9 protein-coding genes are annotated in these 17,464 nt (G+C 72.0%); all 9 read right to left on the bottom strand.

What is annotated here, in order from left to right; translation table 11 throughout:
• Positions 1-63: 63 nt before the first annotated feature.
• A complete protein-coding gene (locus NRF20_RS39505) occupies positions 64-288 on the bottom strand; it encodes an MbtH family protein (RefSeq protein WP_398631663.1) in 225 nt (74 codons plus the stop codon).
• A 136-nt stretch (positions 289-424) separates the two neighbouring features.
• Entirely contained in the window at positions 425-1,921 is a 1,497-nt protein-coding gene (gene tnpC, locus NRF20_RS39500; RefSeq protein ID WP_413754120.1) for an IS66 family transposase, read from the bottom strand.
• Between the two features lie 258 nt (positions 1,922-2,179).
• Positions 2,180-3,439, bottom strand: a complete 1,260-nt coding sequence (locus NRF20_RS39495) for an ABC transporter permease (protein WP_398631661.1) — start codon at positions 3,437-3,439, stop codon at positions 2,180-2,182.
• Complete coding sequence (locus NRF20_RS39490) at positions 3,436-4,158, bottom strand: ABC transporter ATP-binding protein (RefSeq protein WP_398631660.1); 723 nt, start codon at positions 4,156-4,158, stop codon at positions 3,436-3,438. Before NRF20_RS39490 ends, NRF20_RS39495 begins: the two co-directional genes overlap by 4 nt.
• The gene (locus tag NRF20_RS39485) at positions 4,155-5,474 is read right to left on the bottom strand and encodes a peptidoglycan-binding protein (protein ID WP_413754119.1); all 1,320 of its coding nucleotides are present in this window, start codon (positions 5,472-5,474) and stop codon (positions 4,155-4,157) included. The genes NRF20_RS39490 and NRF20_RS39485 overlap by 4 nt, the downstream gene beginning before the upstream one ends.
• Positions 5,471-6,052: a hypothetical protein gene (locus NRF20_RS39480; RefSeq protein ID WP_398631658.1), complete on the bottom strand. Its 582-nt coding sequence runs from the start codon at positions 6,050-6,052 to the stop codon at positions 5,471-5,473. The genes NRF20_RS39485 and NRF20_RS39480 overlap by 4 nt, the downstream gene beginning before the upstream one ends.
• A 62-nt stretch (positions 6,053-6,114) precedes the next feature.
• A complete protein-coding gene (locus NRF20_RS39475; protein ID WP_398631657.1) occupies positions 6,115-6,387 on the bottom strand; it encodes a ferredoxin in 273 nt (90 codons plus the stop codon).
• A complete protein-coding gene (locus NRF20_RS39470) occupies positions 6,384-7,553 on the bottom strand; it encodes a cytochrome P450 (protein ID WP_398631656.1) in 1,170 nt (389 codons plus the stop codon). The genes NRF20_RS39475 and NRF20_RS39470 overlap by 4 nt, the downstream gene beginning before the upstream one ends.
• A 142-nt stretch (positions 7,554-7,695) precedes the next feature.
• Positions 7,696-17,394, bottom strand: coding sequence for an amino acid adenylation domain-containing protein (locus NRF20_RS39465; RefSeq protein ID WP_413754118.1), 9,699 nt, complete (start codon positions 17,392-17,394; stop codon positions 7,696-7,698).
• Positions 17,395-17,464: the final 70 nt, after the last annotated feature.

The raw sequence follows: 17,464 nt of genomic DNA, 5'->3' as shown, positions 1-17,464 counted from the left end.
CCGGGTCCGCCCATCATGGCCACAGGTACTCCCTGGGTCGCGTCGCTACGGTCGGGCGGGCCATCAGCGGGCCGCCTCGGTCTCCCTCATCGCGTCGATGAGGCTCTGCGGACGGAGATCCGTCCAGTTCTCCTCCACATAGGCGAGGCATTCCTTGCGCGTGGCCTCCCCGAAAGCGAGCCGCCAGCCATTTGGAATTTCAGCGAATGCGGGCCACAACGAGTGCTGGTTCTCCCGGTTCACGAGCACCAGAAAGGTCCCGCTTTCGTCGTCGAACGGGTTAGCCATTGCCGCTCCCACGGTCGTATTCCTCGGTGAATAGGAAAACCTTAGCCGCCCCTTACGGGACGAACAAGGCTCGCCAATTCGAGGAACAATCCGCGGCTATAGGTATGTAGCTGTTCAGCGGGGTTGAGCGGCCGGCTCAGGCAGCTGCGGTGTCGGGTGTGAGGGCGTGCGGGATCCACGCTCCGGTGGTGAAGAGGCGTTTGAGTGCGTCGTAGCGGCTGATGCCCCACTTGGCCGCGGTCGACAGGTACGACTGGACGATGGCGAAGTCGGCCAGTCCTTGGAGGGTTCGCCGGCAGCCTCCGGAGGAGCGTTGCTGGACCTTGGCGGGTCCGATGTCGCGTTCCGCTTGATTGTTGGTGCAAGGGACGGTGAGGTCGGTGGTGAAGCGGAGGATGACCTCGCGGTGCTCCTCGAAACGTCTGGCCAGGGTGCGGGCATGCCGGGCAAGTTCGGTGTTCTTGTTCCGGTTGTCCTGGCGGGAGCGGGCCAGCGCTCCGGTGCAGAGCCGGTGGATGGTGTGCAGTTCGTCGGTGGTGAGCTCTTCGCGCCCGGTATCCCGGGCGGCGGACGCGAGATGGTTGGCTTCCAGGAGGGTGTCGGCCATCGCGCGGGCCCACAACTGGTCTTCCGGATCGGCCTCATGGATGCCGCGCAGGTCCCGCAGCAGGTGGGCACCGCACCAGGCGTGCAGCACATGGTCGAGGTGGGTGTAGCCGGCGTAACCGTCACGGACCAGGACGCCGCTCAGGTGCGGCAGCACGTCTCCGGCATCAATAGCGTGCGCCGAGCGGTCACCCGTGTGCATCAGAGTGAGGTGTGCGGTGGAGGCCACGTGCAGGAAGACGGTCTTGGCCTGGGTGCGGGTGAAGGTCTCATCGGCGTGCACCACGGGCGCGCCGGAAAGCAGGGCGCGGACCGCGGGCAGGAAACCGGCCTCCAGCAGGCGGGCGGCCCTGCCGCGCAGGGAGGCGGCGAAGCCGGTGGAGACCTTCATTCCGCACAGCTCCATCACCAGCAGGGTCGAGCGGTGCACTGGGATGTGGTGGCCCAGGACCGCGTCGGCGACCTTCGTGGTGATGCCGGGACCGTACTGGACGGCCGATTCCGCCCCGGCCGGGAAGGCACCCATCGCCTTCTTCCCGCACCCGGGGCAGCACTTGATGTCGGCGGCGTACTCGACAACCCGCGGCGGGGGCGGAACGGCCAGGTCGAAGACCTGACGGCGACGCACTACGGACACCGGCACCTCGATCAGCGAGGACCCACAGCCCTCGCAGCCAGCCGGAGCCGGAATGACGTACCGCTCGTCCGGATCCTCGACCTGCCGCAAGGTGGTACCCGGATCGCCCGGCTGCTTGCCCGGCCTGCGTCCCGAGCGGGTGCGGGAGGACCCACCACGGGGTCGCTTGCCCGGCCCGTCCGATGACGGTGGCTTCGAGGAGGTCGAGGAATCCTTCGACAACCGCAGCACCAGCGCCTGCACCTGCGCGGTCAGCTCAGCGATCTGGATCAGTAGCTGGTCGATCCGCTCATCCTTCGCGGCTTCCCGGCTCTGTGCAGCCGCCAACTCGCCGCGTACTGCGGCCAACTCGGCGAAGAGGTCCTTCACAGACCAGTCGGGATCCCCCATCCGGACACCCTAGCGATCATGCCGTCCGTCCAGCGAACCGGCCGCACCCCGCTGAATAGCGACATAGGTATTGTTTATATTCGGGCGGTGAGGTCGGCTCACCAGTGTCACGTACCGGACGCCGACGCGACAGAGGCGTCCAACCCACCGACCCGAGCACTTGGACACGCGGGCCGGCCGGGGTGCGGCGCCCCCGCCCGGACGGGGGGGAACGGCTGGGGCGCCGCGGTCCGGATGTCAAGCCCTGCACGGCATCGGCTAGTTGGTCGCGAGGGCCTCCGTCGGGGGCAGCCGCGCCGCCCGGACCGCGGGATAGAAGCCAGCCAGTCCGCCGATGGCGAGGGTGGCGGCCAGGCCGCCGGCCATCGCCCACAGCGGCACCAGGGCGGCCCACCCCTGATAGGCGGCGTAGCCGTCGGTCACGCCGATGCCCAGCAGCACACCGCCCACGCCGCCGAGCCCGGACAGCAGCAGCGCCTCGGCGAGGAACTGGACCCTGATCTGGCCCCGGGTGGCGCCCAGCGAGCGGCGCAGCCCGATCTCCGAGCGCCGCTCCAGCACCGAGATGACCATGGTGTTGGCCACCCCGACGCCACCGACCAGCAGTGCGACCCCGCCCAGGCCCAGCAGCAGCCCGCTCAGTGTCTTGTCCGTGGCGTTCTTGGCGGCCAGCGCGTCGGAGGGACGCGAGACGTTGACCTCGTTGGGGTCCTCCGGGGACACCGTCGGGCCCAGCACACCGTGCACCTTCTCGACGTCCGCGTCCCGGGCCCGCGTGTAGACCATGGTGGGATAACCGTCGAAGGACAGCTCCTTCTCCGCCACGGACCAGCCCACGAAGGCCTGCGTGTCAAGGACCGGCAGCAGCTGATTGTGCGCCAGCAGACCCACCACGGTGAACCAGCGGTTGCCGAGCCACACCTGCACGTCGGCCCCGGCCCGGTGGATCCCGAGACTGCGCGCCGTCTCCGAGCCCAGGACCACGGCCGGATAGCGGCTGGTGGCGCCGTTGAGCCAGCGGCCGTCCACGATCTCCCCGCCGATGGAACGCAGCAGGTCGGTCCGCGCCGCGCTGACGGTCAGGCCGCCGGACTCCACCGACGGAATGCGGTCGTTGCGGTAGAGCTTCGCGTCCGTGGTGCCCGTCGCGGAGGCCGAGATCACCTCGGGCCGGCTCGCGATCATCGCGACGGCGTCCTCGGACAGATGCGCGTTCGCGCCGGTCATGGTGGTGCCGGGGGCGACCGTGAGCAGGTTGGTGCCGAGCGCGGACAGCTTCTTGTCCAGGTCGTTCGTCGACGAGCTGGAGATGCCCACCACGCCGATCATCGCGGCGATGCCGATCGCGATGCCCAGGGCGGAGAGGAAGACCCGCATGGGCCGCGAGCGCAGTCCCCAGCCGCCCACCCGGGCCACGTCGGACAGGCTCAGCCGGGCCGCCCGGGGCCGCGGCGGCGGGGGCAGATCGGCCCAGGGCCGCTCCGGTCCGGCCGACCGCTGCGCATGCGTCGTGCTCATCGCTCCACTCCCGTGTGTGCCAGAGCGCGCGGCTCCGGCGCCCCCGAGTCGTGCTCGATACGGCCGTCGCGCACCCTCACCTCGCGCGGCAGCGACGCCGAGATGTCCCGGTCGTGGGTGATGACGACCACCGTCGTCCCGGACTCGTGCAGTTCGTGGAGCAACTCCATCACCACCGTCCCCGAACGGGAGTCCAGGGCGCCGGTCGGCTCGTCGGCCAGCAGCAGCGGCGGATCGCCGACGACGGCGCGGGCGATCGCCACCCGCTGCTTCTCACCGCCGGACAGCTGCTGCGGCTCGTGCAGGAGCCGGTGTCCCAGGCCCACTCGGCGCAACGCCTGCTCGGCGACCCGACGCCGCTCGCGGCGCGGCCGTCCGCTGTACAGCAGGCCGTCCGCCACGCTGTCGAGGGCGGGCACTCCGGCGGCGAGGTGGAACTGCTGGAAGACGAAACCGATGGTGCCGGCCCGCAGCGCCGACAGCTCGCGGTCGTTGAGCGACTCCACGGCATGGCCGGCGATCGTCACCGTGCCCGACGTGGGCCGGTCCAGGGTGCCCATGATGTTGAGCATGGTGGACTTGCCCGACCCCGACGGGCCGACGACCGCGAGCATCTCGCCGCGGTGGACCACCAGGTCCGTCTCGACCAGGGCGGCCACGTCGCCGTACGACTTGCTGACCCCGGCCAGGTCGATCACCGGATGGGCTGTGAGGGTCACTTCGGGACCCCCACGACCATGCCCTCGGAGATGCCGGCGCCGGAGATCTCGACCATGCCATTGCCGAACGTCCCGAGCTTGACCGTGCGGTACTCCGTCTTCGACCCGGTCACCACCTCGACCGCGTAACCGCCGCCGGGCAGCGCGAACAGGGCGCTGATCGGTACCGCCAGCACGTTCGAGCGGGTCTCGGCCGCGAACTCGACACTGACCGAGGCGGCCTGGTAGGAGCCGATCTTCTTGGTGTCCTTGACCTCCAGCTCCACCGGGACGGTGGCCTTCGAGGAGCCCGATCCCGAGGAACCCCCGGAGGACGCGGCACCCGAGCCCGAGGAGTCACCCGACGACGTGGGCGTGCCGATGTCCGTCACCACGGCGGTCACCGTGGTGTTGTCGGGCAGCGTGACCGTCGTCTCCCCGCCCTTCTTCGCCAGGTCCGCGTACTGCACGGGCAGGTCGACGGAGATGACCCGATCGGTGCCCGTCCAGGTGAGCACGTCCCCGGAGAGGGTGTCGCCGATGGCGAGTTCCGCCTTGGCCACCCGGCGCGCGTCGGGGGCCACCACCGCGTCGCCGACCTTCACTTCCCCGGTCTCCGAGCGGCCCAGCTTGTCCTGCCACTTCTCGACGGCGGCAGCGGTGTCGTAGCCGTAGTCGTCGTCCACCGTGAAGCCCCGGTAGCCGAGCGCCCGCAGGTTCCGCTCCAGCATCTTGACGTCGCTCCCGCTGCTGCCCGGCTTCAGCGTCCGGTACAGCGGCACCGAGCCGTACAACAGCGGCACCGACTGCTGGTTGACCCGGTAGACCGGCTTCCCGCGGGTGATCGTGTCGCCGTCCGAGGGCATCCAGGTGACGATCCCGGCGGACGTCCCGCCACCGTCCTGCGCCGCCCCGCCGGACTGCGCAGAGCCGGACGACGACCCGGACGCCGGGGACTTGACAGCCGAGGTGTCGCCGTACCCGAGCTGGCCGTCCAGGGTCTGGGAGCTGGTCAACGTCGTCCGTTTCACCTTCGTCGTGGCTGGCGGCCCGGTCGGCGCCGACGCCGTGGCCTCGCCGCTCCCGCCGCCGAACACACCCAAGGCGGCGCCGACCGCGGCCACGGCGACGACCACCGCGCACGCGGCGATCAGCGCGATGCGCATCCCGCGGCGCCGCGGGCGGCTGCCCTCCGGCGACGCCGACGCCGGCTCCACGACACCGCCGTTGCCGTCGTAGGAGGCGAGGGCCGCGGACCGGGGCTCCAGCTCCCCGCCGGTGACGGGCTTCGCGCCCTCGGGGGCCGTCTCGACGGTTCCCTCTTCGCGACCGGTCACTGCCCCCCTCCTGTGACCATCAGGCTGCCGCCGGGGCGGATGCTATAGCACGCCGAGGTGGCCTTGGCAAAGTTGGGGTCGTTCTGCCCGGAGATGCCGGCCGCGTCGGCGTCGATGATGATCGTGCTTCCGTCGACCTTGGGGTCCTGGAAGTTCGGCATGCCGTTCTCACGGATGCACTTCGCCCAAGCGGCGACCTTCGTCGCGTCGAATTCACGGCTGTTGGCAGCGGCGCCCATGTCGCCCTGCACCAGCAGCGACTGGCAGGCCGACTGGGCCGATTTGAAGGTCGGCGAGTTCTGGTCGATGTTCTCGGGGACCGTCAGCTGCACCCTGCCCTGACTGTCCTCCTTCGGGTCCGGGTAACCCGAAACGCCGTTCTCGCGCATGCACTGCGAGTAGGCCACGCCCGAATTGGTGGAATCGCTCGAGGAATCCGACGAGGAGCTTGTGCTGTCGTCGGACGCGTCAGCCGATCCCGAGTCCGACGAGCAGCCGACGAGAAGTGTTCCGGCCGTCAGCACGGACAGGAAAGCCAGGAACGGACCGCCCATACGCTTCTGAAAGGTGTTCGTCATACCACCAGTTCTACGGGGCACCCGGTCACACCGGGGTTGCAACGGGCGCCCCATACGACCGCTCAGTCAGACCGGTCCCTGGTGGTGCCTTCCGGCGCATCGAGCGCCACCAGCGCGATGGCACCGGCGGGGCAGCGCCCCGCGGCCGCACGCAGCGCCGGCAGCGCCTCCGGTGCCGCCTCGCGCACGCGGGGCAGCACCAGACCGTCCTCGTCCGACTGGTCGAAGAACCTGGGCTCGAACAGGGCGCACACACCCGACCCCGCGCACCTGTCGCGATCCACCCGGATCGCGACCCGCCCCACACCGCCGTCCACGCCCGCCACCGGCGTCACCAGGCGACCGGAAGCGTCTCGATGCCGAACTGCGGAGCCAGCAGCCGGAACCGCAGCTCCTCCACCCCCGCGCCCAGCCGCAGGCCGGGGAACCGCTCCAGCAGCCCGGCGAAGGCGATGCGCATCTGCACCCGCGCCAGCGCGGCGCCCAGGCAGAAGTGGTTGCCGTGCCCCAGGGCAAGGTGGTTGGCGGAATCCTCCCGGGCGATGTCCAGCCCGTCCGCGGCGCCGTCGCCGTGCGGGCAGCGGTTCGCGGCGAGCACCGAACACGACACCACCTCACCGGCCTTGATCACCTCACCGGCGATCGCCACATCCACCAGCGCCGTACGCGGCGAGACCACCGCCACCACCGACACGTAGCGCAGCAGCTCCTCCACCGCCCGGTCCATCAGCTCGGGCCGCTCCCGCAGCAGGGCCAGCTGCTCGGGGTGGAGCAGCAGCGCCAGGGTGCCCAGGGCGATCGCCTCCGCGGTGTTCTCGATCGAGCCGTTGGCGATGCCCTCGCAGAGCCCGGCCAGCTCCTCGTCCGTCACGCCGTTCCCGTGCTGCCGGATCAGCGTTCCGACCAGTCCGTCGCCCGGATTGCGGCGCTGATCCGCGACCAGCCTCTCGAAGTGCCCGAAGTACGCCGCCGCCGCCGGCTTCCGGCGAGCGCTGTTCCCGGCGGCGCGGTAGTCGCTCAGCCGGGACAGTTCGGGCAGGTCGTCCCGGGGCAGGCCGAGTATCTCGGCGAGGACCAGGCCGGACACGGGCCGGGCGAAGTGCCGCATCAGGTCGGCCGGTTGGCCCGCCCGCTCCAGCACGTCCAGGCGGTCGGCGACGATCCGTTCCATCATCGGCTCCAGCCGCCGCATCTGCCGCACCGTGAACATGGGCGCGACCAGCCGCCGCAACCGGCTGTGCTCCGGCGGGTCGATGTGCAGCAGGCTCCCCTCGTGCTGGTCGAGCTTGCGGCCGCCGGGCTCCGGGGGCGGCACGTTGGAGAACCGCTCGGTGTCACCGAGGATCTGCCGCACCACCTCGCGGCCGGTCGCGATCCAGCCCGGCATCCCTCCGGGCGCCTTGGAGAGCGGCGCCCGCGCGCTGATCTCCAGGAGCTCCGGCACCGGGTCCAGCAGGCTCCGGCGCTTGTCGACCTGGAGCTCGTCGAGTGACTGCGTCATGCGAGGTCTACCTTTCTGATGTGGGCTGGTCGAGCGTGGGGTCGTCGGGCGTGGGACGGCCGGGCTTGAGCTGATGGCCGGACGCGAGCTGGTGACCGGGCTTGAGCTGATGGCCGGACGTGAGCTGGTGACCGGGCGCGAACTAATGGCCGGACTCGGACTGCTCGCGGAGAGCGAGCCGTTCCGTGACCGCACGGCCGATGACCGCGGCGCTGTCGGCCCACAGCAGCCCGATGTGGTCGGCGGCGACCTCGATCCCCTCGACGCGGCCGGCGATGTACTGCTCCCAGGTCGTGCGCTTCGCCTGGAGCGACCCCTGGGCCAGACCGCCCTCGGTGGCGAGGAACAGCAGCGCCTCACCGCTGAAGCGCCGAGGTGTGTGCTGCCGCTCCAGCCGGATCATGTGCTGCTTGGTCCGCTCCATGTCACGCGTGAACGCGTCGGCCAGCGGTGCCCCCACCTCGGGGCCGCTGAGCACGACGCGCCCTTCCCGGTCCACTCCGTTGCCGTCCTCCTCGTGCGTGCTCTCGGCCGCCCGGTGCCCGCCGGGGAAACCGTCCAGCAGCGCCAGCAGGGAGACCCGTTGGCCCTGCTCCTCCAGCGCGGTGGCGACGGCCTGAGCCAGCACCGCGCCGAAGGACCAGCCGAGAAGCTGGTACGGCCCCTCGGGCTGCTCGGCGCGGATCCGGGCGACGTGACCGGCCACCATCTCGTCCATGCTGCCCGGCATGGCCGCGCGGTCGGCGAAGGCGGGCGTCTGCAAACCGTAGACCGGCAGGTCCTCCGGCAGGTGCTGCAGGATGCCGGAGTAGCACCAGGCCAGACCGGTGCTGTGGTGCAGGCAGAACAGCGGCGGGCGGGAGTTCCCGGCGCGCAGCGGCAGCAGCTCGGCGAGGTCGTCGCGCCGTCGTCCGGCGCGCCGCGGCGCGGACAGGTCGGTGCCGGCGTCCTCCGCGGCGCGTGGCTGCACCCGTCCGTCGGAGGTCCACGCGGCGCGCCTGCCGGTGCGCAGCATCAGTCCGCCACCGGGGGCGAAGGGGTCGGCGACGAGACTGCCCGCGGTGCGGGCCGGAGCGCCGGCGTAGGCGCGGGCCAGGGACGGGCCCGCCACATACAGGTCGCCGGTCACACCGGCCGGGACCGGCCGCAGCCAGGCGTCGAGGACGTAGGCGCGGGCGGTGCGGGGCAGCGGGACGGCGGCGTCCGCGCGCTCGCGGCTCGGCTGCTCGGGCGTGGACGGGGCGGTGTCCGCCACCTCTGCGGTGCCGCCCCGGCACAGTGCCGCCAGCACGCCGACGAGCAGCTCGGCGACGGGCGCGCCGGCGTCCAGGCGGACCACGCCGTCGGCCGCTCCCGGCGCCGGGGACGCCGCCTGACGGTCGATCACCCGGCCGAGCAGAGACCGGTGATCCACCAACTCGCCGACGGGGGTGCCGTCCGGTGCCCGCGCGGGCAGCACCAGCGCCGACTGGGAGGGCATCGGCGCCGGGACGGCCGCGGTGCGGCGCAGCCGTCCGCCGCCGCCCCGGATCGCGTCCTCCACCCGCAGCACTGGCACCGTCCTGTCCCCCGGTACGGCGGTCGCGGCGCCGCCCGACGTGACGAGCGCGGCCGGGCGATCGCAGCCCAGCGCGGCGGCCGACGCCAGCGGGCCCGCGGTCTCGTCCGGGTCCGCGATCAGGCATGCGGCACCCGACCTGAGCACCCCGAGCACGGCGACCGCCCAGCCGGTGCCGGGCCGGGCCGCCACCACGACGACACCGTCCGCACCGATCCCCGAGCGACGCAGACGCGCGGCGAGCCACGCCGCCGCCCGGTCCAGGGTGCGCCGGGTGAGCAGGCCGTCCCGGTCCCGGACGGCCACGGCGCGCGGTTCGCGGGCCGCCGACTCGGTGAGAGCCGGGAACACGGTGCCGTCCGGGACGCGGGCCGCGCCACGGTTCCACTCCTCGGTCAGCCGCCGGAACTCCGACTCGCCGAGCAGGATGTCGATGCGGCTCAGCGTCAGGTCGGGAGCGACCGCCACTTGTCCGAGGACGTTGACGAGCCGCTTCGCGAGGCGGGCCGCGGTGGCCCGGTCGAACAGTTCCTCGGCGTAGTCCAGGGTGCCGTCGAGGCCGTCCGGCCGGCCGTCGTCCCGGTACCTGTCGGTCAACCGGAGGGAGAGATCGAACCCGGTCGCCGGGACCGGGAGCTCGACCAGCGAGGCCGCCAGCCCCGGGAACGCCGGGACGTCCCACTTCTCCGCGGTCTCCTCCCGGACGTCCAGGACGGTCTGGACGAGCGGATGCGGGTCGCCGGGAGCCCCGTCCGCCATCCCCACGAGCTCGGCGATGCGCGCGAACGGAACGTCTCCGTGGACGTCGGCCTCCCCGGCGGTCTCCCACACGCGGCCGAGCAGTTCCCGGAAGGTCGGGTCGCCCGAGACGTCGGTGCGCAGCGGCAGCAGTCCGGCGAACGGGCCCATGGAGGCTTCGAGTTCGCCCCCGGCCGCCGGGCGCTGCGTCACGGCGCCGACCGTCAGGTCGGTGCCCGCCCCCATCCGGGCGAGGAGCATCGCCAGGCCGGCGTGGACGACGGCCGCCGGGGTCGCGCCGAGCGGTCTGGCCACCTCCATCAGGCGGGCGTGCACCGCGGCGGGCACGTGCAGCGGCACCGAGCGGGCCCGGTGGCTGGGCCGTGCGGGTCGCGGCCGGTCCGTGGGGAGCACGGTGACAGGCGGGACGTCGGCCAGCATCTCCTTCCAGTAGGCGATCTGCTCGCCGACCACACTCTTCTTCGCGCCGGCGCCTGCGTTCGCCTTCGAGTGCGCCTTCGCCTTCGCCGTCGCCTTCGTCCCAGCCTCCGCTTCGGCCTCCGTATCGGCGTGGTCATCAACCGCGGCCCCGGTCTCAGCCTCAGCTGCGGCCTCAGCCTCGCCCGCGGCCTCTGCCTCTGCCTCTGCCTCTGCCTCTGCCTCTGCCTCTGCCTCTGCGAGCAGCCTGTGCTGCCACACCGCGTAGTCCGAGAACTGGAGCGGCAGGGGTGCGCGCTCCGTGGCTCGGCCTTCGCGGCGCGCGCCGTACGCCACGGACACGTCCCGTACGAGTGCGTCCCGGGACGCGTCGTCGGCGCCGATCCGGTGCAGGACCAGGAGGAGGACGTGGTCGGAGTCGGAGAGCTCGAACAGGGTGGCCGCCCAGGGCGTTTCGCGTCCGAGGTCGAAGCGGTGGTCGGCGCGAGCGGCCAGGACGGCGGGAAGCTCCTCCTCGGTCGTCTGGACGATCGGGAGGGCGGGCAGGACGGCGGGGTCGTCGGCGTCCAGGATCCGCTGGATCAGTCCACCGTCCGGGGTCTCGGCGAAGACCGTCCGCAGGATGTCGTGCCGTGCCGCCACGTCCGCAAGGGCCGCCCGCAGGGCGTCGCGGTCGAGCTCTCCGCGCAGGCGCAGCGCCACGGACGACTGCAGAGCTCGCGTCCGGGGGTTGGCCGCGGCCTGGCGCCAGACGAGCCGCTGCCCGGCCGTCGCCGGTGCCTCACCGCCCTCGTGCTCGACCGCGACCACCGGGGGCCGCTCCTTCAGCGCCAGGATGCGTGCCGCGCCGATCGGCGTGGGCTTGCTGAAGAACTGCTTCATGTCCAGGTCGACACCGGCCTCCGACCGGATCCGGCCCGCGAGGTGCATCGCGAGCGCGGAATTGCCGCCCAGGTCGAAGAAGTTGCCGTCGGCGGCCACCCGGTCGAGGCCCAGGACCTCGGCGAACAGAGCGCAGAGCAGTTCCTCCGTCTCGGTCCGGGGCCTGAGACCGGCAGTGCCGTCGTCCAGGTCGGGGACGGGGAGAGCGGCACGGTCGACCTTGCCGTTGACGGTCAGGGGAAGCGCGTCGAGGACCACGACGGCGGAGGGGACCATGTAGTCCGGGAGGCGGGTCGCGGCGAACTCGCGCACGCTCCCGGCCTCCACGTCCGTCGCGCCCTCCGCGTCGGCTGCGAGGACGTAGCCGATCAGGCGCGGGGCGCCCGGCCGGTCCTCGCGGACCGTCGCGATGGCCGACGTGACGTCCGGGTGCGCCGCGAGGACGGCCTCGACCTCACCGAGTTCGACGCGGAATCCGCGGATCTTCACCTGCGCGTCGGCTCGGCCGACGAAGGCCAGGTTGCCGTCGCCGTCGGGCAACCACCGGACCAGGTCACCCGTGCGGTACATCCGTTCACCGTCCCCGAAGGGGCAGGCCACGAACCGCTCCGCGGTCAGATCGGGTCGGTTGATGTAGCCCCGGGCCAGCCCTGCGCCGGCGATGTACAGCTCGCCGGTCACACCCGCGGGGACGGGCCGCAGATACGGGTCCAGCACGTAGGTGCGGACGTTGGGCAGCGGGCGGCCGACGGCCGGCGGCGCGTCCTGACCCGTGATGCCCTCCTCCAGCAGCACCGCTGTCGAGATCACCGTGCCCTCGGTCGGGCCGTAGGTGTTCCACAGCCGGGCCCCGGCCCGCCACCTGGCCGCGAGACCGGCCTCCAGCCGCTCCGCCCCCAGCACCCAGTTCCCGATGCCCGAGACGGTCTCCGGCTCCAGCGCGCGCAGCAGGGACGGCACCACGCTCGCCACCTCGACGCCGGCCGCTTCGACCATGCGCGCGAGCGCGGCACCGTCCAGCCGCTCGTCGGGCAGGGTGACGGCCAGCGTCCCCCCGGCGGCCAGCGTCACCGCCACGTCCAGCACCGCCGCGTCGAAACTGAAGGACGCGAACTGCAACGCCGTGACCCCGGGGTCCACCCCCAGGACGGGACGCATCGCCGAGGCCAGGTTCGCCACGGAGGCGTGGGCCACCGCCACACCCTTGGGACGGCCGGTGGATCCGGACGTATAGATCACGTACGCCAACTGGTCAGGGGTGACGTCCGGCAGCACACCGTCACCGCTCGCCAGCTCATCGAGGAGAACCGTCTCGACGTCCGCGGACAAGCGCCCAGCCGTCTCGCCGGTGACCAGCACCAGCTCGGCGCCACTGTCCGCGACCATGAACAGCAGCCGGTCCGAGGGGTACTCCGGATCCAGCGGCACATACGCCCCGCCGGCCTTCCACACCGCCAGCAGCGCCACCACCGTCTCCGCGCCGCGCGGCAGGCAGAGTCCCACCCGCGACTCCCGACCCACCCCACGAGCCACCAGACCCCGCGCCAGCGCATCGGAACGCGCATCCACCTCGGCGTAGGACAGGGACTGTTCCCGGGACCACAGCGCGGCCTCCTCGGGCGTGCGCACCGCCCAGCCACGGAACCGCTCCACCACCGTCGACGCGTCCACATCCCGCGCCGTGCCGTTCCACTCCTCCACGACCGCGGACCACTCGGGCCCGTCGAGCAGACCGACGTCGCTGAGCCGAACCTGAGGGTCGTCCGCCACCTGCTCCAACACGCGCGCCAGCCGCTCGGCCAGACCACGGACGGTCCGCTCGTCAAACAGGTCCGCGGAGTAGAGGATGCCTCCGCCCAGCCCGGCCGGGGCGCCGCTGTCGGAACGTCGCTCGTTCAGCGACAGGGAGAGGTCGAACCGGGCCGCCGGGGCCTTCGCCGGCGGGACCGCCTCGACGGCCAGGCCCTGGAGGTCCCACTGTGCCTGGGGCAGGTTCTGCAGCGCCAGCATCACCTGGAACAACGGGTTGCGGGCCGCGGAGCGCGCGGGGTTCAACTCGTCGACCAGCCGCTCGAACGGCACGTCCTGGTGCGCGTACGCCGACAGGTCCGACTCCCGCACCCGCCGCAGGACTTCCGTGAACGACGGGTCTCCCGCCAGGTCCGTCCGCAGCACCAGCGTGTTGACGAAGAACCCGGCCAGCTCCTCCAGCTGCGCGTCCGACCGGCCGGCCACCGGGCTGCCGACGCAGACGTCCTCCCCGGCCCCCATCCGGGCCAGCAGCACCGCCAGCGCGGCATGCACCACCATGAACATGGTCGCCCCGCCCTGGGCCGCCAGCTCCACCAACCGGGCATGGGTCGCCACGTCCACCGCGACCGGCACCGACCCGCTGCGGAACGAGGGCACCGCCGGGCGCGGGCGGTCGAACGGCAGTGCCGTCTCCTGCGGCGCCCCGGCCAGGGCCTGCTTCCAGTGCTCGATCTGGCGGGCCCCGGCGCTGTCGGGGTCGTCCAGCTCCCCCAGCACCTCCCGCTGCCACAGCGCGTAGTCCGCGTACTGGACCGGAAGAGGCTCCCACTCCGGGGAACGGCCGCCGAGCCGAGACCGGTACGCCGTCCTCAGGTCCCTCGCCAGGATGCCCATCGACCAGCCGTCGGAGGCGATGTGGTGGGACACCAGCAGCAGGATCCACTCCTCCGCCGAGATCCTCAGCAGGCTGGTCCGCCACGGCAGGTCGACCCCGACATCGAAGCCGCGCCCGGTCTCCCGCGCCATCGCCTCCCGCCAACGCTCACCCGCCTCGATCACCTGAAGCCGGGGACGGCCCTCGGCGCCCTCGCGGATCTCCTGGTACGGCACGCCCTCCTCGTCGGGGAAGACCGTGCGCAGGCTCTCGTGCCGGTCCGCCACATCGCCCAGCGCCGCCTCAAGCGCCGCCACGTCCGGTCGGCCCGTGAGCCGCAGGGCGAACGGCTGGTTGTAGGCGGCGGCACCCTCACCCTCCCCGTCGGCCCCTTCGATCCGGTTGAGGAACCACATCCGCTGCTGCGCGTACGACAGCGGCACCCGCTCCGGACGCTGTCGGCGGCGCAGCACGGCGCCGGCGGCTGCCCCCGAACCGTCGACCAGGCGCGCCACCCCGGCCACCGTCGGGTCCGCGAACACCTCGCGGACCCCCACTGACACCTTCAGCTCCGATCGCATCCGTGCGATCAACCGCATCACCAGCAGCGAGTCGCCGCCCAGCTCGAAGAAGCTCTCCTCGGCCCCGACCTCCTCCAGCCCGAGCAGCTCGGCGAACAGGGCGCACAGCGCCTCCTCCGTGGGCGTCTCCGGGGCACGCGTACGGGCGGACGCGAGGTCGGGCGCGGGCAGTGCGGGGCGGTCGATCTTGCCGTTGACGGTGAGCGGGAACGCTTCGAGTACGACGATCGCCGACGGGACCATGTACTCCGGCAGCCGCGTGGCGGCGAAGGCGCGGACGTCCTCGGCGTCCACATAGCCGTTCACCCCGCCATTCACCTCGTCATTCACTTCGTCATTCACTTCGCCGACGGTGTATCCGACCAGCCGGCCGTCACGGACCACGGCCACGGCCCGCTCGACCTGCGGATGGGCGGCCAGGACAGCTTCCACCTCGCCCAGCTCGACCCGGAACCCGCGGATCTTCACCTGCTCATCCGCACGCCCCACGAACTCCAGCAGACCGTCCGCCATCCATCGCGCCAGGTCCCCGGTGCGATACATCCGCCCCGTGCCGTCACCGAACGGGCACGCGACGAACCGTTCCGCCGTCAGATCAGAACGGCCGACATAACCGCGGGCCAAGCCCTCCCCCGCGATGTACAACTCGCCCGCCACACCCACCGGAACAGGCCGCAGAAAGCCGTCCAGCACATAGGTGCGGACATTGCCCAGCGGACGGCCGATCGACGGTGGGGCATCCTCACCCGTGATGTCCTCCTCCAGGAGGACGGCGGTGGTGATGACGGTGGCCTCGGTGGGCCCGTAGGTGTTCCACACACGAGCGCCCTGGCGCCACTTGGCCGCGAGACCGGCTTCCAGGCGCTCCGCACCCAGCACCCAGTTCCGCACCCCCGGAACCGAGGCCGGCTCCAGCACGCCCAGCAGCGACGGAACCACACTCGCGCTGTCGACCCCGTTGAAGTCGACCATCGCCGCCAGCGCAGCGCCGTCCTGACGCTCCTCCGCCGACGCGACCGCCAGCGTGCCACCGCCCGCCAGCGTCACCGCCACATCCAGCACCGCCGCGTCGAAACTGAACGACGCGAACTGCAACACCGTCACCCCAGGCTCCGCACCCAGGACAGGACGCATCACCGACGCCAGATTCGCCACCGACGCGTGCGCCACCGCCACACCCTTGGGACGCCCCGTCGACCCCGACGTATAAATCACGTACGCCAACTGGTCGGGAGTGACGTCCGGCAGCACACCGTCACCGCTCGCCAGCTCATCAAGGAGAACCGTCTCGACGTCCACGGACAAGCGCCCAGCCGTCTCGCCGGTGACCAGCATCAGCTCGGCGCCACTGTCCGCGACCATGAACAGCAGCCGGTCCGAGGGGTACTCCGGATCCAGCGGCACATACGCCCCGCCGGCCTTCCACACCGCCAGCAGCGCCACCACCATCTCCGCACCACGCGGCAGGCACAGCCCCACCCGCGACTCCCGACCCACCCCACGAGCCACCAGACCCCGCGCCAGCGCATCGGAACGCGCATCCACCTCGGCATACGACAACGGCCGGTCACCGAACCACAACGCCACCGCCTCCGGTGCCCGCACCGCCCACCCACGGAACCGCTCCACCACCGTCGACGCATCCACATCCCGCGCCGTGCCGCTCCACTCCTCCACGACTACGGAGCGCTCCGCCTCGTCAAGGAGATCGATCGTGCCCAGCCGGAGCTCCGGGTCCGCCGCAAACTGCTCCAACACCCGTACCAGCGCGGCCAGTACGTTCTCCGCGGTGGACCGGTCGAAGAGGTCGGGGCGGTAGTCGAGGTGCAGCTCCAGCCGCTCACCCGGGATGCCGATCAGGCCCAGCGGATAGTGGCTGGCGTCCTGGGGGGCGCCACCCGGCCCGATGACAAGGTCGTCCGGGTCGTACGGCACCGCCGCTGCCGAGTGCGGATAGTTCTCGTAGACGACGAGCGTGTCGAACTCCGCGCCGGGACCGGCGACTTGCCTGATCTCGGCCAGTCCGAGGTACTGATGGCCCATCAGGGCCACTTGTCGCGCCTGCAATCCGGACAACAGGTCGGACACCGACAGCTCGCCGGTCAGCTCGGCTCGTACGGGAAGGGTGTTGATGAACAGCCCGATCAGCGACTCCGCACCCGGCAGATCGGCCGGCCGCCCGGCGACCGTGGTCCCGAAAACCACGTCCCGCCGCCCGGACAGACGGGCCAGCACCAGCGCCCAGGCCCCCTGCACCACCGTCGCCATGGTGACGCCACGCCGGCGGGCGAGGTCGTTCAGGGATTGCGTCAGCTCAGGACCGCACTCACCCAGGGCCGTCTCGGGCCGCATCGGCACCCGGGCAGGATCCGCGGGGGCCACGAGGGTCGGCTCCTCCGTCCCGGCCAGCTCCTCTCGCCACGCGGCCCGCGCCGCCTCCCGGTCCTGGCGGCCGAGCCAGGCCAGGTAGTCGCGGTAGGAGCGGATGGCCGGGAGCGCTCCGGTGTCCCCGCCCGCCCGGTACGCTATCTCGAGCTCGTTCACCAGGATCGGCAGCGACCAGCCGTCGAGAACGATGTGATGGGTCGTCAGCACCAGCCGGTGACGCCGCTCGCCGAGGCGGAGCAGCAGCAACCGCAGCAACGGACCCCGCGCAACATCGAAGCCGACCGCCAACTCGTCCTCGGACAAGCGCGCGTCCTCGGCCTCCGCCTCGGTGTCCGGCAAGCCGCTCAGATCAACCTCCCGCCACGGCAGTTCCACCTCCCGCGCGATGACCTGCACCGCCTCGCCCGACTTGCGTCGGCGGAAGCTGGCCCGCAGGGCGCCGTGGCGGGCGATCAGACCCTCCCAGGAGCGGCGGAGGCGATCAACGTCGAGCGGCCCGTCGAGGGCCAGGGCTCGTTGGCCCGCGTACACGTCGGACGCCTCGTCCCCGAGGGACGCGTGGAACAACAGCCCTTCCTGAAGCGGCGACAGCGGCCATATGTCTTCGATGGCGGTCCGGGTCCGGGTCATCGCGTACGTCTCCTCACAGCGGTTCACAGCTTCGGTTCGGCGATACGGACAGAGCGGTGGGGGGCGGGGG

The organism is Streptomyces sp. R-74717 (assembly GCF_047305335.1).
In the GTDB taxonomy this organism is placed as follows: Bacteria; Actinomycetota; Actinomycetes; order Streptomycetales; family Streptomycetaceae; genus Streptomyces; species Streptomyces atratus.
The sequence above is the reverse complement of the archived record's forward strand: the minus strand, read 5'-3'. Positions and strand labels throughout refer to the sequence as shown.

Coding starts and splice junctions, on each gene's coding strand:
- NRF20_RS39465 (WP_413754118.1), bottom strand. CDS start 17,394: ATGACCCGGACCCGGACCGCCATCGAAGACATATGGCCGCTGTCGCCG.
- tnpC (WP_413754120.1), bottom strand. CDS start 1,921: ATGGGGGATCCCGACTGGTCTGTGAAGGACCTCTTCGCCGAGTTGGCC.
- NRF20_RS39470 (WP_398631656.1), bottom strand. CDS start 7,553: ATGACGCAGTCACTCGACGAGCTCCAGGTCGACAAGCGCCGGAGCCTG.
- NRF20_RS39480 (WP_398631658.1), bottom strand. CDS start 6,052: ATGACGAACACCTTTCAGAAGCGTATGGGCGGTCCGTTCCTGGCTTTC.
- NRF20_RS39495 (WP_398631661.1), bottom strand. CDS start 3,439: ATGAGCACGACGCATGCGCAGCGGTCGGCCGGACCGGAGCGGCCCTGG.
- NRF20_RS39505 (WP_398631663.1), bottom strand. CDS start 288: ATGGCTAACCCGTTCGACGACGAAAGCGGGACCTTTCTGGTGCTCGTG.